Annotated in this window: 19 protein-coding genes; 8 read left to right on the top strand and 11 right to left on the bottom strand. The window is 63.6% G+C overall.

Annotated features, from left to right (window positions below; genetic code table 11):
- The first annotated feature begins 165 nt into the window (after nucleotides 1–165).
- A complete protein-coding gene (locus BLW25_RS05715) occupies nucleotides 166–1,467 on the top strand; it encodes an MFS transporter (protein WP_092897194.1) in 1,302 nt (433 codons plus the stop codon).
- Nucleotides 1,468–1,524: 57 nt separating this feature from the next.
- Here the strand turns inward: BLW25_RS05715 and BLW25_RS05720 are convergent, their stop codons facing one another.
- The 9 genes from BLW25_RS05720 to BLW25_RS05760 form a co-directional block, all read right to left on the bottom strand.
- Nucleotides 1,525–2,367: a hypothetical protein gene (locus BLW25_RS05720; RefSeq protein ID WP_092897196.1), complete on the bottom strand. Its 843-nt coding sequence runs from the start codon at nucleotides 2,365–2,367 to the stop codon at nucleotides 1,525–1,527.
- A gap of 108 nt (nucleotides 2,368–2,475) precedes the next feature.
- On the bottom strand, nucleotides 2,476–3,819 hold the full coding sequence (glmM, locus tag BLW25_RS05725) for a phosphoglucosamine mutase (protein ID WP_092897198.1): 1,344 nt from the start codon (nucleotides 3,817–3,819) through the stop codon (nucleotides 2,476–2,478).
- Nucleotides 3,820–3,888: 69 nt separating this feature from the next.
- Complete coding sequence (gene folP, locus BLW25_RS05730; protein ID WP_092897200.1) at nucleotides 3,889–4,932, bottom strand: dihydropteroate synthase; 1,044 nt, start codon at nucleotides 4,930–4,932, stop codon at nucleotides 3,889–3,891.
- A gap of 64 nt (nucleotides 4,933–4,996) precedes the next feature.
- On the bottom strand, nucleotides 4,997–5,893 hold the full coding sequence (locus tag BLW25_RS05735; protein ID WP_092897202.1) for a dihydroneopterin aldolase: 897 nt from the start codon (nucleotides 5,891–5,893) through the stop codon (nucleotides 4,997–4,999).
- 167 nt (nucleotides 5,894–6,060) lie between these two features.
- Complete coding sequence (locus BLW25_RS24905; RefSeq protein WP_253188225.1) at nucleotides 6,061–7,062, bottom strand: cell wall hydrolase; 1,002 nt, start codon at nucleotides 7,060–7,062, stop codon at nucleotides 6,061–6,063.
- A gap of 249 nt (nucleotides 7,063–7,311) precedes the next feature.
- Nucleotides 7,312–9,867, bottom strand: coding sequence for a putative PEP-binding protein (locus tag BLW25_RS05745; RefSeq protein ID WP_092897204.1), 2,556 nt, complete (start codon nucleotides 9,865–9,867; stop codon nucleotides 7,312–7,314).
- A 131-nt stretch (nucleotides 9,868–9,998) separates the two neighbouring features.
- Entirely contained in the window at nucleotides 9,999–12,125 is a 2,127-nt protein-coding gene (glyS, locus tag BLW25_RS05750; RefSeq protein WP_092897206.1) for a glycine--tRNA ligase subunit beta, read from the bottom strand.
- 164 nt (nucleotides 12,126–12,289) lie between these two features.
- The gene (locus tag BLW25_RS05755; protein ID WP_092901583.1) at nucleotides 12,290–12,712 is read right to left on the bottom strand and encodes a DUF6446 family protein; all 423 of its coding nucleotides are present in this window, start codon (nucleotides 12,710–12,712) and stop codon (nucleotides 12,290–12,292) included.
- 110 nt (nucleotides 12,713–12,822) lie between these two features.
- Nucleotides 12,823–13,782, bottom strand: a complete 960-nt coding sequence (locus BLW25_RS05760) for a glycine--tRNA ligase subunit alpha (protein ID WP_092897208.1) — start codon at nucleotides 13,780–13,782, stop codon at nucleotides 12,823–12,825.
- Between the two features lie 379 nt (nucleotides 13,783–14,161).
- Between BLW25_RS05760 and BLW25_RS05765 the strand changes: the two genes are divergently transcribed.
- From BLW25_RS05765 to pssA, 3 genes are read left to right on the top strand one after another with little or no spacing between them, the layout of a single operon-like run.
- Complete coding sequence (locus BLW25_RS05765) at nucleotides 14,162–15,022, top strand: DUF2189 domain-containing protein (protein WP_253188227.1); 861 nt, start codon at nucleotides 14,162–14,164, stop codon at nucleotides 15,020–15,022.
- Nucleotides 15,023–15,070: 48 nt separating this feature from the next.
- Entirely contained in the window at nucleotides 15,071–15,823 is a 753-nt protein-coding gene (locus tag BLW25_RS05770) for a phosphatidylserine decarboxylase (protein ID WP_290438703.1), read from the top strand.
- Nucleotides 15,824–16,651, top strand: coding sequence for a CDP-diacylglycerol--serine O-phosphatidyltransferase (gene pssA, locus BLW25_RS05775; protein ID WP_092897212.1), 828 nt, complete (start codon nucleotides 15,824–15,826; stop codon nucleotides 16,649–16,651).
- Between the two features lie 74 nt (nucleotides 16,652–16,725).
- On the opposite strand, the gene BLW25_RS05780 is transcribed toward pssA, so the two are convergent.
- Together BLW25_RS05780 and BLW25_RS05785 are read right to left on the bottom strand one after the other, a co-directional pair.
- Entirely contained in the window at nucleotides 16,726–17,205 is a 480-nt protein-coding gene (locus BLW25_RS05780; RefSeq protein ID WP_092897214.1) for a VOC family protein, read from the bottom strand.
- 165 nt (nucleotides 17,206–17,370) lie between these two features.
- Nucleotides 17,371–19,221: a M3 family oligoendopeptidase gene (locus tag BLW25_RS05785; RefSeq protein ID WP_092897216.1), complete on the bottom strand. Its 1,851-nt coding sequence runs from the start codon at nucleotides 19,219–19,221 to the stop codon at nucleotides 17,371–17,373.
- 133 nt (nucleotides 19,222–19,354) lie between these two features.
- Here BLW25_RS05785 and BLW25_RS24265 point away from each other — a divergent pair, with 133 nt between their 5' ends.
- The 4 genes from BLW25_RS24265 (at nucleotide 19,355) to BLW25_RS05800 (ending at nucleotide 22,855) form a co-directional block, all read left to right on the top strand.
- Complete coding sequence (locus BLW25_RS24265) at nucleotides 19,355–19,492, top strand: hypothetical protein (RefSeq protein ID WP_171909485.1); 138 nt, start codon at nucleotides 19,355–19,357, stop codon at nucleotides 19,490–19,492.
- Between the two features lie 163 nt (nucleotides 19,493–19,655).
- A complete protein-coding gene (locus tag BLW25_RS05790) occupies nucleotides 19,656–21,071 on the top strand; it encodes a circularly permuted type 2 ATP-grasp protein (protein ID WP_092897218.1) in 1,416 nt (471 codons plus the stop codon).
- Nucleotides 21,072–21,077: 6 nt separating this feature from the next.
- The gene (locus BLW25_RS05795) at nucleotides 21,078–22,028 is read left to right on the top strand and encodes an alpha-E domain-containing protein (RefSeq protein ID WP_092897220.1); all 951 of its coding nucleotides are present in this window, start codon (nucleotides 21,078–21,080) and stop codon (nucleotides 22,026–22,028) included.
- Entirely contained in the window at nucleotides 22,028–22,855 is an 828-nt protein-coding gene (locus BLW25_RS05800) for a transglutaminase family protein (RefSeq protein WP_092897222.1), read from the top strand. Before BLW25_RS05795 ends, BLW25_RS05800 begins: the two co-directional genes overlap by 1 nt.
- The last annotated feature ends 18 nt before the right edge of the window (nucleotides 22,856–22,873 follow it).

Below are 22,873 nucleotides of genomic sequence, written 5' to 3' on the forward strand. Positions count from 1 at the left end.
GTTCAGAGCCGGATGATGACTCCCGCAAGCCATGCATTTTTCGCAATCCGGCCAGTCACCCGCGCTTTGTCGCTTTCACCCGGATTGACAAAGCTTTACCGCAACCAGTCAGCGCGGATTGCGAAAAGCGACCCGCCAGTGCAACAAAATTACCCGGATTGAGAAATGTCTGACACCACTCTGGCCGGCGGTACCGCCGCCGAAGGGCCGAAGAATTCGCCGCGGCGTGTGCTGCTGGCAAGTCTGATCGGCACCACCATCGAGTTCTTCGACTTCTATGCCTATGCCACGGCTGCCGTGCTGGTCTTCCCGGCGCTGTTCTTCCCGGGTTCTGACCCGATGACCGCGCTGCTGGCCTCGTTTGCGACCTTCTCGATCGCTTTTTTTGCGCGGCCTTTCGGTGCCATTGTCTTTGGCCATTTCGGAGACCGGATCGGCCGCAAGGCGACGCTTGTGGCGGCGCTGCTGACCATGGGGGTTTCGACCGTCATCATCGGCATGCTGCCGACCTATGCACAGATCGGTGTCGCGGCGCCCCTGCTGCTGGCGGTTTGCCGTTTTGGTCAGGGCTTTGGCCTTGGCGGTGAATGGGGCGGTGCGGTGCTGCTGGCCACTGAAAACGCCCCCGAGGGCAAGCGGTCCTGGTATGGCATGTTCCCGCAGCTCGGCGCGCCTGTCGGCCTGTTCCTGTCATCGGGCTTCTTCTGGATCCTGCTGCATTTCATCTCGGAAGAACAGTTCATGGCCTGGGGCTGGCGCCTGCCATTCCTCGCCTCGATCTTCCTGATCGTGCTGGGGCTCTGGGTGCGGATGTCGATCTCGGAAACCCCGGAATTCGCGAAAGCCATCGAGAAGAAAGAACGCGTGAGCGTGCCGGTCGCCGAGGTGTTCAGGAACCACAAGCGCAATCTGTTCCTTGGAACTTTTGTGGCGCTGGTGACTTTCGTGCTGTTCTACATCTGCTCGGCCTGGCTGCTGGGCTATAACATCAAGACGTTGGGCATCCCCTTCAAGGATGCGCTGCTGATCCAGATCTACGGCTCGGTGATCTTCGGTCTTGCGATCCCCTTTGCGGGCAAGGTCGCGGACCGGGTTGGCCGCTACAGCTTCCTGATCGTGGTGACGGTTCTGATCGGGATCTTCTCGTTCTTCCTCGGCCCGCTGATGCAGGGTACGGCCGATGATGAAAGCTCGATCTACCTCTTTGTCACCATCGGCATGTTCCTGATGGGGCTGACCTATGGGGTAATCGGCGCAGTGCTGGCGGCACCATTCCCGACCAGGGTGCGCTATACCGGCTCGTCGATCACCTTCAACTTTGCCGGCATCTTCGGCGCCTCGCTCGCACCCTATGCCGCAACCTGGCTGCAGGCGAATTACGGCATGGCCTATGTCGGCTATTACATGCTGCTGGCTGCCGTGATCACGCTGGTCTGCATCATCGCCTCGGGCCGCAAAGAGGTCTGATCCCAGGCTGACCAACCAAGAAGGGCCGGAGCGATGCTCCGGCCCTTTTGCTTTGTCTCAGTTCGCGCCGCCGGCCGATGAACCGGCATCCAGCTGCACCCATTCCGGCCAGCTTCCCGGATCGGCGGGCCAGGTCTTCGGCATCTCTTCATCCCCGGGCTTCCACATCGTGAATGCCTGCTGGCTGGCCTGGTCGATCCACAGGATCGCCCATTCCGTGTCGCAGATCAGCTTGTTGCAGGCACTGCCGCGATAGCCGCCTTCGACCAGATCCCCCGAGCCAAGCTGGGCGAGAATCTCGGTATAGGCATCCCAGTCTGCAGCGGACATGCCCGCCTTGACCTCGGCATAGACCGGCGCGAATCCAAGCGCATCGATAGGATGCGCGCTGTCGAGGCTGGCGAAATTCTCCCAGCCCTGGCCGGATTTCGGAGTGAAGCCCTCGGGAGAGGCCTCGGTCAGGCCCGAGACCGGGCTCCATGTCCAGATCTCGGCAGGGCTGCCGGGGAAGGCCTCGGACTGGAAGACAAGCGCGCCGTCCTGCGGGGTCATTTCAAACCAGGAACAGCTGTCAATCGGCCCGTCGATCACCGGCTTGCCGTCTTTCAGCGACAGCACGAAAGGGGTGCTGTTGCAGGCATTGCCGCCGGCGCCCGCGATGCCGGTGATTACCTGTTGGCCCGCAACTTCGGTGACGCCGTCCAGCAGGACCTGTCCGTCTTTCAGCACCTCGACGCCATCGACGCTGATCACCTGTTCGAAATCGGCATTCTCGCTGCGGGTGACCTCATGACCCTGCAGGTCCAGCCGGTCGGGCGGGGTGTCCTGCGCGAGGGCCGCGAAGGGCAGGGCGAATGCACTGCCGAGAAGGGCGGTGCGCAGCGGGGTGAATAGGGTCATGCTGACCTCCTGTCGGGTATCCTGCCCCACCCTGGCGCAAAGAGGGGCGGGATACCAGTCAGGCAAACCCTGGGCTCTGTCATGGCCCCGCAGCGGGATCGGCGGGGATCAGCCGGCGCTGGCGACGGTCGCGGCGATCTCATCAACCACTTCGGTCAGAAGGGCCGCGTCGATACATTCCGCCATCACCCGGATCAGCGGCTCGGTCCCGGATTTGCGGATCAGGATGCGGCCCTTGCCATTGATGCGCTTTTCGCTGGCCTGGATCACCGCCTTGACCCGCGCATCCTCAAGCGGCTGCGCACCGGCGGTGTAACGGACGTTTTTCAGAAGCTGCGGCACGGTTTCGAACTGATGCGTAAGCTCGGAGGCCTTTTGCCCAGATCGTGCCATCTCGGCGAGGAACTGCAGCGCTGCCGCCAGCCCGTCGCCGGTGGTGGCGTAATCGGTCATCACGATATGGCCCGACTGTTCGCCGCCAAGGTTGAAGCCGCCGGCGCGCATCCGTTCCACCACATAACGGTCGCCCACGGCGGTGCGCTCCAGCCTCAGGCCTTTGGCCTCAAGAAACCGCTCCAGCCCAAGGTTCGACATCACCGTCGCAACCAGCGCGCCGCCCTTCAGCCGCCCATCCGCCGCCCAGCGACTTGCCAGCAGCGCCATGAACTGATCGCCATCCGCGACAAGGCCATTCTCATCAAGGATCATCACCCGATCCGCATCGCCATCAAGCGCAATCCCCAGATCGGCGCCATGGGTGATCACCGCCTCGGCCGCCGTCTGCGGATGGGTCGAGCCGCAATTGTCGTTGATATTGGTGCCGTTGGGGGTGATGCCGACCGGAATTACCTCGGCGCCAAGCTCCCACAGCACTTCGGGTGCGGCGCGGTAGGCGGCACCATTGGCGCAATCGACCACCACTTTCAGCCCGTCAAGCCGCAGCCCAGCCGGGAATGAGGTCTTGACGAATTCCTGATAGCGCCCGCGCCCGTCTTCGATCCGTTTGGCGCGGCCGATCATGCGGGCCTCGGCCAGCTCGATTTCGCCCTCGACCATGGCCTCGATTTCCGCCTCGGCCTCATCCGAGAGTTTGAACCCGTCGGGCCCGAAAAATTTGATGCCGTTATCTTCATGCGGATTATGGCTGGCCGAGATCATCACGCCGAGATCGGCGCGCATCGAGCGGGTCAGGAACCCGACCCCGGGCGTCGGAACCGGGCCAAGAAGCAGCACATTCATCCCCGTCGAGGTAAGACCAGCGGTCAGGGCGTTTTCCAGCATATAGCCCGAAAGCCTTGTATCCTTGCCGATCACCACCCGATGCGCCGCCGATCCGTCGCGGCGGAAATAGCGCCCGGCAGCGGCGCCAAGCTTCAGAGCCATCTCGGCCGTCATCGGCCAGCTATTGGCCCGGCCGCGCACGCCATCAGTGCCGAAGAGCTTTTTAGACATGATCAATCCTCTTTGCCGGGCTCAGCCCTGACCAAATATTTACCGCGCACGGGCGTCAGACCTGACGCCTCATGCCTCACTGATGTTGCCCTGAATCGCCTGCCAGATTGACAGGGCCTGCCGGGTCTCTCTTGTGTCATGGACACGCAGAATATGCGCGCCCATCGCGGCGCCCTGCAAGGCCACCGCAACCGATCCGGTAACGCGTTCCGCAGGCGTTGCCGCCCCGGTCAGCGCGCCGATGAATTTCTTGCGTGAGGCCCCCAGCAACAGCGGCAGCCCGAAATCATGGAACCCCGCAAGCTCGCGCAAGAGCCGCAGGTCATGCGCGGTGGTCTTGCCAAAGCCGATACCGGGGTCAAGGATCAGGTTTTCCGGTCTGATCCCGGCGCTCAGGGCTGCCGCGACCCGCTCGTAGAGATGGTCGCGCACAGACCAGAGCACATCGTCATAGACCGCGTGTTTCTGCATCGTCTCGGGCGTGGCGACCGAATGCATCAGCACCACCGGCACGCCGCGCGCCGCCACCAGCGCCGCCATATCGGGGTCGAAACGCAGGGCGGTCACGTCATTGACGATATCGGCCCCGGCCTCCAGCGCGGCTTCGGCCACGCGCGCCTTGCGGGTGTCGATCGAGATCGGCGTGGTGATTCCTGCCTCGCGCAGGGCACGGATAACCGGGGCGGTGCGCCCGATTTCCTCGGCCACCGGCACCTCGGTGGCGCCGGGGCGGGTGCTTTCGCCGCCGATATCAAGGATCTCCGCATCGCGGATCATCTCACGCGCGCGGTCGACCGCCGCGTTAAGGCCGTTATGGCGCCCGCCATCGGAAAAGCTGTCCGGGGTAACGTTCAGGATGCCCATGATCCGTGGCCGATCCAGGGTCAGGCCGCACAGATCGGCCCGGCTCCGGCTGATCGCCGCTGTCTCTGCCGGGGCAAGCTGTGCCGGCGGTGCCGCCCGGGGCGCGCGCCTGCTCAGACGGTCAGCGCTGTCCCACCACAGATGCCGCGATCCCGCGAGCGCATGTCGGGTCGCAGATGCGGGTCCCGTCAGGGCACTGCGCGGCAGCGGTGACAGGATCTGGTCAGGATGGGGCAGGCGCTCAGGCATCAACGGCTCCGCAGAAGGGTGCGGGGGTTCTGCATGCGGAGCCGGTGTTTGACAAGCGGGGGGCTCAGCCCTTTACCGCCGGGATGCGGCTTCCCGCCGGGACTGAAACATCGCCGTGAAGAACGAGGCCAGAGGCCGCCATTTCCTCGGCCAGCCACAAAGCCAGTGCCACCGGGTCGCGGGTCTGCGGCCCGTCGACCGCATCGAGCACCAGTTTCGACGGCGCCCAGACGACGGATCTGCCGCGTTTGATGGCCCAGTCGATCTCGGTGCGCGAGGAGACGACCACGCAGCGCGGATCGCGCGCGGCCAGCACCCAGGCGTTTTGCTCGATGGCCAGCAGATCGACGCGGCGCTGCGTCGGGCGGTGGCCGGTCTGCGGGCGCGCCATATCGGGCAGGCCGACACAAAAGACTGCGGGCTGGCCCGAAGACAGCACCCCGTCGATCCGGGAAGTCAGGTCAGGCGCATGGATAGTCGCATTGTCAAAGTAAACGACCAGCGGATGCAGCGTGTCGTCGCCCGCCCGCACCGGCACTTCGGCGCGTGAGCGCACGATCTCGACCCCAAGCGCATAGGGGCCGACATCGAGCTTTTCGATCCGGATAAAGGCGCGCATCGCCTGGGGTTCTGCAAGGAGCCGCTCGGCCAGGTGTTCGGCGAGGGTTTCCAGAAGGTTCAGGCGCTCGGTCGCGAGTTCAGTCGCGATGGATTCGGTGATCCGGTCATAGGACAGGATCCGGTCGACATCATCTTCCAAGGGCTGCGGTGTCGGGCGCACCTCGATCACGATATTGAAACGAAGCCGTTGTTTATGGCCGCGTTCCTTCTGGAAAGCGCCGATATCGGCCTCGACAACATGGTCGCGCAGGCTGATCCGGTCACGCGGATCGGCACTGGCCGAGGCCTCGGCACGGGCTTCGGGATGGCCGAAGGCGAGGGCGCTGTCGCTGGTGGTCATGATGGGCGGCCTCTTTCGGCTGGTCTGGCGGCGGCGGGATGTGCCGGTATTGCAAATCCCTAGCAGCCCGTGCCGCCGATCCCAAGCCCTTTACCGACAGGAAAAGCTTTTGCCCCGACCGGACCGGAAATCGCCGGACCGGGTCGGGGCAGCTGTCTGTCTTTGCCTCAGCCCCGGACGCCGGGTTGCCGGTAGAAGAGATGCGAGCCGATGGCCGTGGTCCGGGCGAAGCGCTTCGACCAGGAGGGGCTCACGCCGCGGGTGTGGAAATGGGTCGCGCCCTCGGTCAGGCTGCGTGGCGCGCCCGACAGCATGACAGAGGCAATGCGGCCAGCGATTTCGCGCGAATAGCCATCGCGCATCTGGGTCGAACTGCCATTGCAGGTATAAGAGAACTGGCAGCTGCCGCCGCCGGCCTGGCGCACCACACCGCAGACCGAGGCGGGGTAGAGACCGCTGTCGCGCCGGTTCAGGATCACTTCGGCCACGGCGAACTGACCCTGGAGGCTTTCGCCGCGCGATTCGAAATAGATGGCTTCGGTCAGGCATTGCCATTCGCGCCCGCCCTGTTCCAGCGGCTGCGACCTGAGCCAGGCGGTGTCGTAGCGGATGTCGGGCCTGACAGGTCCGAGAGCCGGAGCAATGGCGGCCGTTTTCACTGCGCCACCCCGGATTGTTGTCCTTTTGATCACGCGCCGGATCTTGCGGCCCTCGGGCGTGTCGACCATGGTTTCCGAGACCACTTCCTCGATCACCCGCAGACTGCCCGTCTCGGTGGCTCTGACCACGGTATGTGGAGCATCGTCCTCTGCGGCGGCGTCGGGGCTGACCGAGGCGGTCCTGGTGTCTGCCTCGGTGCCCGCGTCATTATCCGCACCGGGACGGATCACTTTCGCGGTGGTTCTTTTCGTCACAACCTTGCTGCCGGTTTCTGCCGCGCTGGTTTTGGTTGTGGTCCTGGGCTGGCCAGCCGACTGGCCGGAAAACTCTTTCAGTCGTGACTTCTCGCTGCCGAGAAGCTGCCCCATCTCTTCAGCGATGGTCAGGCGTGGTTTGTTCATGTCACTGCGGGTGACATCTGCCTCGGCCGCCATCGGAGCGGCCAGTTGGGTGAGGGCGACGGTGGCGGTCACGGTGACCGCTGCCAGCACATTCCCTGAGCGTTTCATAGTCGGGTTCCTGCTCTGTTACCCCAGGGCCTGGTTTTCCAGACACCGTGGGCACCAAAAACGCAGCTTTGGCCAAAACTGTGACCAAAGCCGTCAACGAGCGGGGTGATTAAGCGAATCGCAGACCGTCGGTCCAGTATTGTTGCGAATTGGTCACAAGATATTCGTGAGCGTCGGCGGAATAATGCCGAAAATGCGTTTCGAATTTATTAACTTTGCACGGCAACCACATGATATTGTGGTTCCATTTCACTTATCCACATGGTCCCGAAGCGCCAGATGGGCAGCCGCAAGACGTGCCATGGGCACCCGGTAAGGGCTGCAAGACACGTAATCGAATCCCGCCAGACGGCAAAAAGCGATGGAAAGCGGGTCGCCGCCATGTTCGCCGCAGATCGAAAGTTTCAGCTCCTGGCGGGTTTCCCGCCCGCGTGCGGCGCCAATCAGCAAAAGCTCGCCGACCCCGTCCTGATCAAGAATGTGGAACGGGTCTTCCGGGAAGACACCCTGCTGCACATAGGTGTTCATGAATCGCCCGGCATCATCGCGCGAGAGACCATAGGTCATCTGTGTGAGGTCATTTGTGCCGAACGAAAGGAAGCTCACATGCTGCGCGATCTCGCCGGCGCGCAGACAGGCGCGGGGGGTTTCGACCATGACGCCGAGCCGGTAATCGAAATCGGCTTTTGCACGGCTGCGCACGGCGGCGGCGACCGCGTCGATCCGGGTGCGAATCAGCTCGACCTCGCGCGCGGCCGAGACCAGCGGGATCATCACTTCGGGCACCACCACCGCACCGCGCTTCGCGCTCTCTATTGTGGCCTCGAAAATCGCCTGCGCCTGCATGTCGTAGATTTCCGGCAGCACGACGCCGAGGCGGACCCCGCGCATGCCCAGCATCGGGTTCACCTCGCGCAGGGCCTCGGCGCGGCGGGTGACCTCGGAAAGCGGACGGTCCAGCGCTTCGGCCAGCTCGCGCAACCCCTCGCGCGTGGCGGGCAGGAATTCGTGCAAGGGCGGGTCGAAGAGGCGGATACAGACCGGCAGACCCTGCATGAGGTCAAAAAGTTGAAGGAAATCCTCGCGCTGCATCGGCAAAAGCCGCGACAGCGCCGAGGCCCGGTCGGCAGAGGTATCGGCGAAGATCATTTCACGCATGACGGTGAAGCGGTCTTCTTCGAAGAACATATGTTCGGTGCGGCAGAGCCCGATGCCTTCGGCGCTGAACTTGCGCGCGGTGGCGGCGTCAGAGGGCGTGTCGGCATTGGCACGCACGCCGATGTCGCGGAACTCATCCGCCCAGGTCAGCAGCCGGTGAAAGCTGTCATCCAGTGCAGGCGGCAGCATTTCGGCAGCGCCCGCCAGGGCTTCGCCGCGCGATCCGTCGATGGTGATGACATCGCCCTCGCGGAAGATGCGGCCATCGCGGGAGGTCAGCTTCTTGTCCTTGCCATCAAGGCGCAGATCAGAGGCACCGACCACGGCAGGCAGGCCAAGGCCGCGCGCGATCACGGCGGCGTGGCTGGTCATGCCACCGCGCTCCGTCAGTACGGCGACCGCCGAATGCATGCCGCGAATGTCTTCGGGGGCCGTCTCACGCCGCACAAGAATACACTCTTCGCCGCGCGCGGCTGAAGCCTGGGCTGCTTCGGAGGTGAAAACCAGTTTGCCCGTGGCGGCGCCCGGCGAGGCGGCGATGCCGTTCGAAATCACATCGCGCAGCCCGCGCGGATCGACCTGGTGGTGCAAAAGCTCGGACAGGGCACGGGGTTCGACCCGCAACACCGCTTCGGATTGCGGGATCACCCCGTCCTCGGCCAGCGTCACCGCGATTTTCAGCCCGGCCCGGACGGAACGCGCCACGCGGATCGCGTCAAGCACCGCGAGCCTGCCGTCTTCGACGGTGAATTCGATCTGCATTTCCTCGCGCAGTTTCACCCGGCAGACCGCGCCCATCCGGATCAGGTCCTGCATGATTTCCGGGGCTTCCTCTTCCAGCGAGGGGCCGCGAGGGTCACGGGTAAGATAAAGCGCCTCGCGTGCGGCCAGCGCGTCACGGCCCTGGCTTTGCCCGAGATAGCGCCCGGTGATGCGGCTCAGCCCGGTGACAGAATCGACGAACTGGATCACGCCAGAGCCGGAAATGCCCTGACCGATTCCCTGTGCCATTTGCTGCACGACAAGGCCAAGCGCGGCATCTTCCGGCGCGCCTTTGGCCGAACGCAGAAGGCGGGCCGAGGTGCCTTCCCAGGCCCGCGCCATCGAGCGCAGCACTTCGGAAAGCTGGCGCGCCGGGTCTTCCGGGAAGGGCTCGTCGGTCTCATATTCATAAAGCCGGCGCAGCTCGCGCAGCGCGTCGGGGCCAGGGGCTACATCCTCGAACATATCGGGATCAAGGCGCGCGACATGGATCGCATAGCTCTGGATGAACCGACACCAAAGTGCGTCTGCGGCCTCGCGGCCATGGCTTTCCGCCAGCGCCGCATGGCGGGCCGCGTTCAGCCCGATATTGAGGATGGTGGCCGGGCCGCCCCAGTCGGGATTGGCGGGAGAGGCGCGGACCGAGACAAGGGGGCCCGCGGTCTGGTCGGTGCCGAAATGCGCAAGGATGGCAGTGGCATCGACCGGCTGCCCCTGGGCGAGGGCGCGGATGGTGGCCGCAGGCAGGGCGACCGATTGCGGCACCGGCAGGTCAAGACGAACGAGGCGCTGCAGGCATTTCGCCTTCCAGCCATGGGCCTCGGTTGTGATGGGCGCCGATTGGGTGATTTCCGAAAAGGCGGTGATCTTCGCTTGTTTCTGCACTGCAGCACTCCTCGCACGGCTGGCAGAATAGGGCGGATTTTGTTTCGCGCAAGCGGTGTGAGAGGCGGGGTGCGGCGGCGGGGGCTTCCTGCCCCCGCACCCCGGTGCGTATTGGCGCCGGGCGGGTGGGATCAGCCTTCGACTTTGGTCAGATCGGCGGTGCCGGAGCAGATGGCGCGGATCCGGTGCAAGAGGTTCAGGCGGTTCCGGCGGATGATCGGATTTTCCGCATTGATCTGCACGGCGGTGAAGAAAGCATCAATCGGCGCGCGCAATTCGGCCATGGCCTGCATGGCGGTTGCGAAATCTTCCTTCGCCATGGCGGGGGTGATTTTGGCTTCGGCCGCGTCGAGGGCAGAAAAGAGCGCGCGTTCCTCATCCGTCTCGGCCAGTTTCGGCTCGGGGCCGAAGGAATACTCGACACCGTCCTTGGCCTCGGCCTGGGTGAGGATGTTGTTCGCGCGCTTGTAGCCCTGGAGGAGGTTTTTGCCGTCGTCAGATTTCAGCGTCTCGGCAAGCGCGGTGGCGCGTTTGACGAGCAGCGTGAGGTCGTCATTCCCCGGCATCGCCAGGCAGGCGTCGATCACGTCATGACGGATGCCCTGGTCTTTGAGGAAGACTTTCAGGCGGTCGTGGAAGAAGGCAAGGAGGTCACTTGCCACCTGAGGGGCGTAAGAGTTGGAATCGCCGAGAGCACTAAGGTTGTGGACCTCAAGTGCAGCCGGTGTCCCGACTGTGGCGATGCGGCCGCTCAGAATGGGCAGCAATTTCAGGCCGGCGCTGTTGCCCAGCACCAGCCGGATCACGCCAAGGGCGGCGCGGCGCAGCGCGAAGGGGTCTTTCGAGCCGGTGGGTTTTTCGTCGATGGCCCAGAAACCGGTCAGGGTGTCGAGTTTGTCGGCCAGAGCCACGGCGACCGAAACGGGTTCGGACGGTACTGCGTCGGAGGGGCCGAGCGGGGAATAGTGGTCGCGGGCGGCGTTCGCCACAGCGTCCTGCTCTCCGGACTCCAGCGCGTAATAGCGGCCCATGACGCCTTGCAACTCGGGAAATTCGCCGACCATCGCAGAGCGCAGGTCGAGTTTCGCCAGACGCGCCGCATGTTCGGCCTGGTCTGCATCTGCGCCGACGAGGGGCGCGATCTCGCGTGCCAGTGCCGCAATGCGGGCGATACGCTCAGACTGCGAGCCGAGTTTCGACTGGAAGGTGACATGGGTCAGGCTCTCGGCCCATTCGCTCATGCCCGCCTTCGCCACCCGCAGGTCGTTTTCCCAGAAGAAGCGCGCGTCTGACAGCCGCGCGGTCAGCACTTTCAGATTGCCGGCGAGGATGGTCGCACCGTCATCCGGGGTCTCGATATTCGCAACCGTGATGAAGCCCTCAATGCGGCCGGTCTTTGGGTTGCGGGCCGAGAAGAACTTCTGGTGCTCTTTCATCGAAGTTTGCAGCACTTCTGCCGGCAGGCCGAGGAAGGCCTCGGGGATGCGGCCCATCAGCGGCACCGGCCATTCGACAAGGCCCGCGATCTCGGTCAGGAGGCCCTTATCTTCGACCACTTCCAGCCCGGCGGCGAAGGCGAGGTTTTTCGCGCCATGCGCGATGGCCGCTTCGCGCTCTGCCTGGTCGAGCATGACTTTGGCGCGGCGCAGCTTAGCGGCGTAATCCTCGAAAGAGGTGACGGTGAAACTGTCGGGCGCCATGAAACGGTGGCCGCGCGTGGTCTCGCCCGAGGTGATGCCGTCGATATCCAGCGGCACCACGGTGGCGCCGCTTTCATCCGAGAGGATGCAGAGGATCGAATGCAGCGGACGCACCCATTTCAGCGCGCCCGAGCCCCACCGCATGGATTTCGGCCAGGGGAAGGTGCGGATCGCGCTTTCCAGCACTTCGGCGACGATTTCCGACGCCGGGCGCCCTGGCTTTTTCACCACGGCGAACCAGACTTCGGCCTTTTTATCGGCGCGCTTTTCCAGCTGGTCGATGCTCAGCCCGGTCGAGCGCAGGAAGCCGTCAAGCGCGGCCTGGGGGGCATCGGTCCTCGGCCCTTTGCGCTCTTCGCTGACAGTGCGGCTGGCGGGGGAGAGGTCTTCGATGGCGAGCGTCAGGCGGCGCGGTGTCGAAAATGCTCCGGCGCCACCATAGGTCAGGCCAGCCTCGACCAGCCCGTCAGTGACAAGCTTTCTCAGCGCCTCGCGGGCACCGGCCTGCATCCGCGCCGGGATTTCCTCGGAAAAGAGTTCGATCAGCAGGTCTGGCATGGCGGCACCGTATTTTGTCAGTGCCGCAGTCCCTAACCAGTCTTGCGGCGGATCACAACAGAGGCAGCGTGGTCACGCTGCAGTTTGGCGTCCCGCCCGGGGGGCGCCCGCGAGGCCCGAATGCAGCGCGGGTCCAGGGCGAGCAGGGGGTATTCCTGCTTTGGTCAGGGGCCGTCGTCGGTTTCCGGCTGCAGCTGATGCCAGGCATAGGCGCGGCCATCGGGGAAGACCGCGATCACGCGGTCGACGCCGGGATGAATGCCGGGCTCAGAGAGAAAGGCCAGTGCCTCGCCGGTTTCCAGCGCATGGCCGATCTCATCCGCCTTGTAGCAGGAGAACCAGCCCGGGCCGTTAAGCGGTTCCGGGTTCGGGTAGATCTGATAGGTCTCGGTCAGCATCGACTGCGACAGCGGTGTGGTGAAACAGGCGCGGAACCTCAGCGGCGAGCTGTCCGCGTCGATCCCCTCGACATGGTCTGCGACGATGGCCTCTGGCTGCGCCGAGCCAAGCGGCGTCAGACGGATTTCCGTCTCGCCTGGCCCGAAGGTGACCGGCTCATAAAAGGCATAGACCTGAAGCCAATACATCAGGACACCCGCAACAAGACCTGTCACCAGAAGCCCTCCGGCTGCGATTTTGCCAGCATTCACTCTGTATCTCCTGTGTCCGCGCGCGCAGCTCTGCCGCTGAGATCCGGTCAGGCCGGGACAGCCTCTGCCGCATCGCGACCCGCTTCGGTCTGACGGAAGGCATCGGCGCATTTCTTGGCCAGTGCCCGGACGCGGCCGATATAGGCCTGGCGTTCGGTGACCGAGATCACGCCGCGCGCATCGAGGAGGTTGAACAGATGCGAGGCTTTGATGGTCTGATCATAGGCCGGATGCGCCATGATGATGGTCTTGCCGGTTTTCGGGTCAGAGGGCGGGAAATCCAGCAGGCGCTGGCATTCGGCCTCGGCATCCTCGAAATGGCGAAACAGCATCTCGGTCGTGGCGCCGTCGAAATTGTGACGCGAATATTCTTCCTCGGTCTGGCGGAAGATATCGCCGTAGGTCAGCGGGATCGGCGCGTCCGGGTTGTTGAACGGCATATCCATGACGTGGCTGACATTCATCACATACATGGCCAGGCGTTCCAGGCCATAGGTCAGCTCGCCCGAGACCGGCTTGCAGTCATGGCCGCCGACCTGTTGGAAATAGGTGAACTGGCTGACTTCCATCCCGTCGCACCAGACTTCCCAGCCCAGCCCCCAGGCGCCCAGCGTCGGGCTTTCCCAGTCGTCTTCGACAAAGCGGATATCATGCAGGCCAAGGTCGATGCCGATGGCCTTCAGCGAGCCGAGATACAGCTCCTGCAGATTCGGCGGCGAGGGTTTGATGATGACCTGATACTGGTAGTAATGCTGCAGCCGGTTCGGATTCTCGCCATAGCGGCCATCGGTAGGGCGGCGCGAGGGCTGTACATAAGCCGCAGCCCAGGGCTTGCTGCCAAGGCTGCGCAGCGTCGTGGCCGGGTGGAAAGTGCCTGCACCGACTTCCATGTCATAGGGTTGCAACACGGCACAGCCCTTGTCGGCCCAGTAATTCTGCAGCCGCAGGATGATCTCCTGGAAGCTCTTCGGAACAGTGCTTCCCGGATTGGTGCTGTCTTGTGACATGCTGAAAGCCCTCTTCACGCCTGGCTGCCTTAACCTGGGCTTTTCCCTATCCATTGGGCGCGACGGGGTCAATTGCCGAAGCCGGACCTGGCGGCGACGCGCAAGGGCGCGCGCCCGGAGGCAGCGTGTGATCCGGCCAGAAATGGGCGACGGGATCCCGGTTAGCGCGACCAGTCGGGTGCCGCCCGGAACGCATTTTCGGGCCTGACTCACGGCCTGGTGGCCGACCTGCCGGAACACCCTGCGGCCGGGATTGGACCGCGAGCGGCCTCGTGATCTCCGGGGTGGCATCAGGGCGTCAGAAATCCATCGGGAAAGTTACAACTTTGAGAAAGACCAACCCCCGCCTTAGCCTTGCCAGGTCAGGAGGGAGGACAGCATGACAGCGATGAGCGAGACCGAAGCCCAGGCGGGGACAAGGCTGCCCGGAGAAGAGGGGAGCGGAGACAGGTTGCCGGGCGCGAGGCCGGAAATCCTGCGGCTTGATCCGGGCGATCTGCGCTATGCGCTGAAAATGGGCTGGCAGGATTTTCGTCGCGCGCCGGGCTGGGGCCTGTTCTTCGCCCTGATCTATGTGCTGGGCGGCTGGCTGGTGGTCTGGGCGCTGACCACCCAGGGGCAATTCTGGTGGACTTTGCCGGCGGCTGCGGGCTTTCCGATCCTTGGCCCCTTCATTGCCTGCGGGCTTTACGAGGTCAGCCGGCGCCTCAGTTCGGGCCGCGCCCTGGAGGGCAGGGCGATCCTTGGCGTGATCTTCGCGCAAAAGGACGGGCAGATCCCATCGATGGCGGCAATGATTGTCTTCTATTTCCTGTTCTGGAACTTTTTTGCCCATATGACCTTTGCGCTGTTCATGGGCAATGTGACGATGACCAATGTCTCGCAATCACTCGAGGTTTTCTCCACCCCGCCCGGGATCGCGCTGCTGGTTTTCGGTACCCTGACCGGGGCGGCGATTGCGGCGCTGCTTTTCGCGCTGACGGTGGTGAGCCTGCCGATGCTGCTTGACCGCGATATCGACTATGTCACCGCGATGCTGACCAGCTTTGCGCTGGTGCGGGAAAACCCGGTCCTCATGCTGGGCTGGGGCGGGTTCATCGCGCTTTTGCTGTTTCTTGCGATGTTGCCGGGGTTTCTCGGGCTTTTCATCGTGCTGCCGGTCCTTGGTCACGCGAGCTGGCATCTTTACCGCCGCGCGATCGACTGGCCCGGAGATGAGACGCCGGTCACAGAGCCGTGAAGCAGGCTGTAATCGCCGCCTGTATGGCGCCCGCGCATCGCGCCTGTGTTGCCGCCTGCACCCGGAGCGGCTAGAGACAGGGGAGATACCCGGCAAGAGGACAGCCCCATGCGCATGATCGACACTTTCGTCAAGCCGATGCACCGTGAGGGGATACCCTTCGTCGCGATCTTCGCGCTGGTCACTTTGGTCCTGTTCTTTATCTGGGAACCGCTGGGCTGGATCGGGGTCGGGCTGACGGTCTGGTGCTATTATTTCTTCCGCGATCCGAAACGTGCGGTGCCCGAGAATAAGGGTCTCCTCGTCAGCCCCGCCGATGGTGTGGTTTCGATGATCACCCCGGCAGTGCCGCCGGTTGAACTGGGGCTCGGCAATGAACCCCTGACCCGGGTTTCGGTCTTCATGTCGGTCTTCAATTGCCATGTGAACCGCGCGCCGATCTCGGGCAAGGTCACGGCGGTCGCTTATCGGCCGGGCAAATTCTTCAACGCCTCGCTCGACAAGGCCTCGGTGGACAATGAGCGCAATGCGCTGGCGATCCAGCTTGAGGATGGCCGCCATATCGCGGTGGTGCAGATCGCGGGCCTTGTGGCGCGGCGCATCGTCTGCTGGACGAAACCGGGTGACAGCCTGCGCACCGGCGAGCGCTTCGGCCTGATCCGTTTCGGCTCGCGCCTTGATGTCTATCTGCCCGAAGGGGTGGAGCCGCAGGTGGCGCTTGGGCAGACCGCGGTGGCCGGCGAGACGGTGATCGCGCTGATCGGAACCGAGGCGCCCGCGCGCCATGCCCGGATCGAATGAATGGGCGGGCCTGACGACGAGACCGGGTCCCCGGCTGCACCTGATGCCGGCAGCGATGCGGCAGCTGGCACCGCTGCGGAAGGTGGTCAGGAAAGTGGCCGGGATGTCAGAGGCGAGCGCAGCCTTCTTGTGCTGCGGCTGTTGCCGAACCTCGTCTCGATCCTCGGGCTTTGTGCCGGTCTGACCGCGATCCGCTTTGCGATCACCGGCAATGTCAATATCGCGGTCCTGCTTGTCGCGCTGGCGGCGTTTCTGGACGGGCTCGACGGGCGTCTGGCGCGGATGCTGCGATCCGAGAGCGCGATCGGCGCCGAACTCGACAGCCTGTGCGATTTCGTGAATTTCGGCGTGGTGCCGGCGATGGTGCTGTGGATCTGGGGCCTGAGGGCCGAGGCTTCGATGGGCTGGATCGCGGTGCTGATCTATGCGGTCTGCTGCATGCTGCGCCTTGCGCGCTTCAATGTCGGCAATCGCGAAGAGGTGCCGACAGAAAAGACCGGTTTCATCGGGGTGCCGTCGCCCGCAGGAGCCATGCTGGCCCTGACACCGATCTATGTCGCGCATGTGACCGGCTACCGGCTGCATGAGGCGGTGATCACCTTCTGGATGGTGGCGGTCGGCGCGCTGATGATCTCACGCCTGCCGACACCAAGCCTGAAACGGGTGCGCATCCCGGCCTCGGCTGCGCCCTATGCGCTGGTGGCTGCGGTGGCGGCGGTTGCCCTGGTGATCACCTACCCCTGGGTGACGCTTTTGCTGTTCTCGGTGGGCTATGCCACGTCACTGGCCTGGCATGCGCTGCGCCATCTGCGGCACCGCGAGGGCTGAGGCGCAGGGGAACATACCCTGCGCCGCCCCCGACAGCAGTTCGCTGTGATCAATCCTGCATCAGTCCTGCGAGATCACCCCCTGCGGGCGGCATCAATCGTCGCGACGTCGATCTTCTGCATGGTCATCATCGCCGCAAAGGCGCGCGCGGCTTCTGCGCCACCTGCGGCCATCGCCTCGGTCAATGTGCGCGGCGTGATCTGCCAGGACACGCCCCAGCGGTCCTTGCACCAGCCGCATTCGCTTTCCTGGCCGCCATTGCCGACAATCGCAGTCCAGTACCGGTCGGTTTCCTCCTGATCCTCGGTGGCGATCTGGAATGAGAATGCCTCGTCCTGGCGGAAAACCGGTCCGCCATTCAGCCCGATACAGGGGATCCCGGCCACGGTGAACTGAACGGTCAGCACGTCGCCCTTTTTCCCCGAGGGATAATCAGCAGGCGCGCGATGGACGGCTTCGACCCGGCTGTCGGGGAAGACCGAGGCGTAGAAATTTGCCGCCGCCTCTGCGTCTTTGTCAAACCACAGACAGATGGTGTTTTTTGCAATCGACATTGGATTTTCCTCCCTCAGCGCATAACGCCGTGCGCCGGGCAGGGTTCCCGGGGGGCAGGGGAAACCCGCTAGCCGCCTCTGACCGCCTCTGGCCGGAACACGGCCGGAGGCAGCGGGGACATCGATATGAAAGCCCCCGGAGCCTTTCGGTCCGGGGGCTTTTTCTTATTCCATCGCTTCCAGCTCGTCGATGAAGCCTGCGATCATCGAAAGGCCCTTGTCCCAGAATTTCGGGTCCGAGGCATCAAGGCCAAATGGCGCCAGCAGCTCTTTGTGATGTTTCGAGCCGCCCGCTTTCAGCATGTCGAAATACTTGTCCTGGAAGCCAGGCAGCCCGTCAGCATAGACCGCGTAAAGCGCGTTCACGAGGCCATCGCCAAAGGCATAGGCGTAGACATAGAAGGGCGAGTGGATGAAATGCGGGATATAGGCCCAGAAGGTCTGATAGCCATCCATGAAGTCAAAGACCGGGCCAAGGCTTTCGGCCTGGACCGACATCCAGAGCGCGTTGATATCGTCGGGCGTCAGCTCGCCCTCCTGGCGGGCGGCGTGAAGCTTGCATTCGAAATCGTAAAACGCGATCTGGCGCACGACCGTGTTGATCATGTCCTCGACCTTGCCCGCCAGAAGCACCTTGCGCTCGGCCGGGGTTTTTGCCTCGTCCAGAAGCTTGCGGAAGGTCAGCATCTCGCCGAAGACCGATGCGGTTTCCGCAAGCGTCAGAGGCGTCGAAGACAACAGCTCGCCCTGGCCTGCCGCCAGCACCTGATGGACGCCATGGCCCAGCTCATGCGCCAGCGTCATCACATCGCGCGGTTTGCCCAGATAATTGAGCATGACATAGGGATGGACAGTGGTGACGGTCGGATGGGCAAAAGCCCCGGGCGCCTTGCCGGGCTTCACGCCGGCATCAATCCAGCCTTTGGTGAAGAAGGGTTTCGCGAGTTCCGCCATGCGCGGATCAAACGCGCTGTAAGCCTCGGTCACCTGGCGCTCGGCGGTCGCCCAGTCGATGGTCTTCGGCGCCTCGACCGGCAGCGGCGCATTCCGGTCCCAGACCTGGAGCCGGTCCAGCCCCATCCATTTCGCCTTCAGCGCATAATAGCGGTGCGAAAGCTTCGGATAGGCGGCGACAACGGCATTCCTGAGCGCCTCGACCACTTCGGGTTCGACATGGTTCGAGAGGTGCCGGCCGGTCTGCGGCGTCGGCATCCTGCGCCAGCGATCCTCGATTTCCTTTTCCTTCGCGAGCGTATTGGTGATGCGGGCGAAAAGCTTGACGTTCTTATCAAACACCACCGCCAGCGCCCGTGATGCCGCCTCGCGTTTGGTACGGTCGGTATCGGTCAGAAGGTTCAGCGTCGCCTCAAGGTTCAGCTCCTCCTCTTCGCCCTCGACCGTGAACATCAGCCCGGCAGTGGTTTCGTCAAAGAGCTTGTTCCAGGCCGAGGCGCCGACCACCGACTGGTCATGGAGGAATTTCTCCATCTCATCGGAAAGCTGGTGCGGCCGCATCGCGCGCATGCGCTCAAAAACCGGGTTGTAGCGGGCGAGATCGGCATTTTCGGCAAGCAGGGCGCTGAGATGCGCATCTTCCAGCCGGTTGAATTCAAGGCTGAAGAATACGAGCGCAGTGGTCGCCACGGTCACCGCATCCTGGGCGTCTGACATGAACTTGGCGCGTTCCGAGTCCATGGTGTTCTGGTAATAGCGCAGCCCCGCGTAAGACATCAGCCGCCCGGCAGTGACGTCAATCGCCTCGTATTCCTGCACACATTGCAAAAGCGCCGCTGCCTCAAGCGAGGCGAGCTTACCCTCATAGCGCGCGGCAAAATCAGTGCAGGCTTTGCTCAGCCATTCCATATCGCGCTCAAATTCCGGCGCATCCGGCGCAGGGTAGAGATCGGTCAGATCCCATTCCGGCAGGTCACCAAAACCCTTGCCAGACGCCGTGGCACCGGAATTTGCATCGAATACAGGGCGGGGGAGGCTGCGGGTCGGAAGGCTGCGGATCATCGGAACTACCTGTGCTGTTTTGCCCCTGGCGGGGCCTTGCCTTCCATCTAGGCGCGAGGGGGGGCGGGCTGCAAGGGCAAGGGTCGATCTGGCGCCTGCCCGGGGGGGCTGAACCGGGGGAGGAACGACGAAAGTGGCCGGGCTCTTTGCCCGCGTGACCCCGATCCTGCTCGTCTGGGTCTGTGACCTGGTAGCAGGTATGCTTGCCTGGCTTCTGGTGACTTTTGATATCACCCGGTCACATGTCCGCCTCGATCAGGGCGAGGATTGACGGAACCGCCGGCGGGATGGGGCGTTTGCGTTGGCGATGCCCCTTTTTTGGGCGGTTGCATCTGTTGCAGTCAGTCATTCGTGCAGTTTTGACCCGTTCAGGCCTTTACGACGCGGAAACGGCGCGCTTGACTGAATGGGCCATTAAGCGAGTGGAGCCAGATATGGGCGTATTCTTCGACGAGATGAACGGATCCGGCGGGGGCACCCGCGCCCCCTATGCGAGGCTCGAAGAATGGCTGGCGACCATGCCAAAAGAACTCCGGAGCCTGAAACAGGCCGAGGCGGAGGCACTGTTTCGCCGCATCGGCATCACTTTCGCGGTCTATGGAGAGGGCGGCGACCCGGACCGGCTGATCCCCTTTGACATGTTCCCGCGCGTGTTTTCCGGCGCGGAATGGGCCAGGCTGGATCGCGGCGTGAAGCAACGCGCCAAAGCGCTGAACATGTTCCTCGTCGATGTTTACGGCCGGGGCGAGATCATCCGGGCGGGACGGGTGCCGGCCAATCTCGTCTATCAGAACGCCGCCTATGAGAAGGCCGCCGTGGGCTTTGTGCCGCCGAAAGGCGTCTATTCCCATATCGTCGGCATCGACCTCGTGCGTACCGGGCCGGAAGAGTTTTTTGTGCTGGAGGACAATTGCCGCACGCCGTCAGGCGTGTCTTACATGCTGGAAAACCGCGAGATCATGATGCGCATGTTCCCGGGTCTTTTTCGCGAGAACCGCATCGAGCCGATTGATTCCTATGCGGAAATCCTGCGCCGCACACTGGCCTCGGTGGCGCCCGCAAAGTGTCAGGGTGACCCGAAGGTCGTGATCCTGACGCCGGGGCATTTCAACTCGGCCTATTACGAACATTCCTTCCTTGCCGATCTGATGGGGGTTGAACTGGTCGAGGGCCAGGATCTCTTTGTCGATGGCGAATTCGTCTATGCCCGCACGACCGAAGGCCCGAAACGCGTCGATGTGATCTACCGCCGGATCGATGACGCCTTCCTCGATCCGCTGTGTTTCCGCCCGGATTCGATGCTGGGTGTGCCGGGTCTGATGGATGTCTATCGCTCGGGTGGGGTGTCTATCTGTTCGGCCCCTGGGGCAGGGGTCGCGGATGACAAGGCGATCTATACCTATGTGCCCGAGATGATCCGCTTTTATCTGGGCGAAGAGCCGATCCTGAGCAATGTCCCCACCTGGAAATGCGCCGGGCGCGACGATCTGAAATATGTGCTCGACAACCTTTCCGAGCTGGTCGTGAAAGAGGTGCATGGCTCGGGCGGCTATGGGATGCTGGTCGGCCCCACGGCGAGCAAGGCCGAGATTGAGGCGTTCCGCGCGCAGCTGGTGGCCAACCCATCAAATTACATCGCACAGCCCACGCTGGCGCTGTCGACCGTGCCGACCTTTGTCGATGAAGGCGTGGCGCCGCGCCATGTCGACCTGCGCCCCTATTGCCTTGTGGGCGAGCGGATCGAGCTCGTGAAGGGCGCGCTGACCCGGGTGGCTTTGCGCGAGGGCAGCCTCGTCGTGAATTCGTCGCAGGGCGGTGGCGTCAAGGACACCTGGGTATTGGCGGAGTAACCGGATATGCTTTCAAGAACCGCCAATAATCTTTACTGGATCGCACGTTACATGGAGCGCGCCGATACCGTCGCGCGTCTGCTGGATGTGGGAAGCCGCATCTCGCTGATCCCCTCGGAACATGGCTATCGCAGCGAATGGGACAGCCTGTTGCAGGCCAGTGGCATGGCTGAGGGCTTTACCGCCAAATATGGCGACCCGGTGCAGCGCAATCTGGAATCCTGGCTGTTTTTCGACCGCGACAACCCGTCCTCCGTTGCCAGTTGCCTGACGGCTGCGCGGGAAAATGCCCGGATCGTGCGCACGGCCATGACCGCCCAGGTCTGGGATGCGCTGAACATGGCCTTTCAGGACCTGCGCCAGCTTGAGCGGCAGGAACGCTCGACCCTCGACCAATCCACGCTCACGGATTGGGTCACGCGGCAATCAGCGCTGGTGCGCGGTGCGATCGATGCCAATCTACTGCGCGATGATGGCTATAACTTCCTGAATCTGGGATATTATCTGGAACGCGCCGACAATTCAGCCCGGCTTCTTGACGTGAAATATTACGTGCTGCTGCCGCGACTGGATTTCGTGGGATCGGGGCTCGACAATTACCAGTGGTCGACGCTGTTGCGGGCCATGGGCGCGCAGCGTGCCTTTCACTGGGCTTATGGCGGCGAGATCACCGCCGGCAAGATCGCCGATTTCCTGATCCTGAACCGTCAAAGCCCGCGCGCCCTGATCACCTGTATCGCGGGCGCCGAAAACCATCTGACGCGGCTGGCCAAGGCCTATGGCAGAGAGGGCCTGGCCCAGCTGCGCGCGCGCGCCATGCTGGGCGAGCTGGAAGAGGAAACCGTCGAACGTATTTTCGAGGAAGGCCTGCACGAATATCTCTCGCGGTTCATCGGGTCTGTGGCAGAGCTTGGGTCTGTCATCCATGAGGTCTATCTGGGCGGAGAACTCAGCTGATGCGCCTGAGCGTCAATCATATCACCCGCTACAGCTATGACCGCCCGGTCAGGGGGCTTGTGCAAAGCCACCGGCTGACGCCTTCGGTGTTTCAGGGCCAGAAGGTGATTTCATGGGAGATCTCTGTCGAAGCCGGCGATGCGGCGGCGGTCAGGGGCGCCGAATTCACCGATGGCGCCGGCGACCGGATCCAGGGCTGGAGCATCGCCGGGCCGCTGACCGAAGTGGCGGTGACAGTGCGTGGCACGGTCGAGACCACTGACACTGCCGGGATGCTGAAAGGCTGCCGCGAGGTGATCAACCCCTGCGCCTATAAGCGCGGGACCGCATTGACGGCGGGATCCGTGGCGCTTTCGGATCTGGCGGAAAGCGTATCGGATGCCGGGGGGGCTCTCGCGCTGGCGCATGGCCTGTCGGCGGCGGTGACCGGGGCCATCGCCTACCATCCTGGCGTGACCGATGCCCATAGCTCGGCATCAGAAGCGCTCGCCCTGGGCGAGGGGGTCTGTCAGGACCATGCCCATGCGCTGATCGCGCTGGCGCGGTTGCGGGATCTGCCGGCGCGCTATGTGTCGGGCTATCTTTTCGCCGATGCCTCGGGTGCCGCGCATGAGGCCGCCCATGCCTGGGCCGAGATCCATGTGCCGGGTCTGGGCTGGATCGGGTTTGACCCGGCGAATGCCTGTTGCCCGGATGAACGCTATATCCGCCTTGCCTCTGGCTTTGACGCCCGCGATGCCGCCCCCATCCGCGGCGTCGCCCGCGGCGGCCAGGCGGGCGAAGAAGCGATGGATGTCACGGTTGCGGTCCTTTCCTCCGGTCAGTAATGTCCTGCGGGTGAATAA

The organism is Rhodobacter sp. 24-YEA-8 (assembly GCF_900105075.1).
In the GTDB taxonomy this organism is placed as follows: Bacteria; Pseudomonadota; Alphaproteobacteria; order Rhodobacterales; family Rhodobacteraceae; genus Pseudogemmobacter.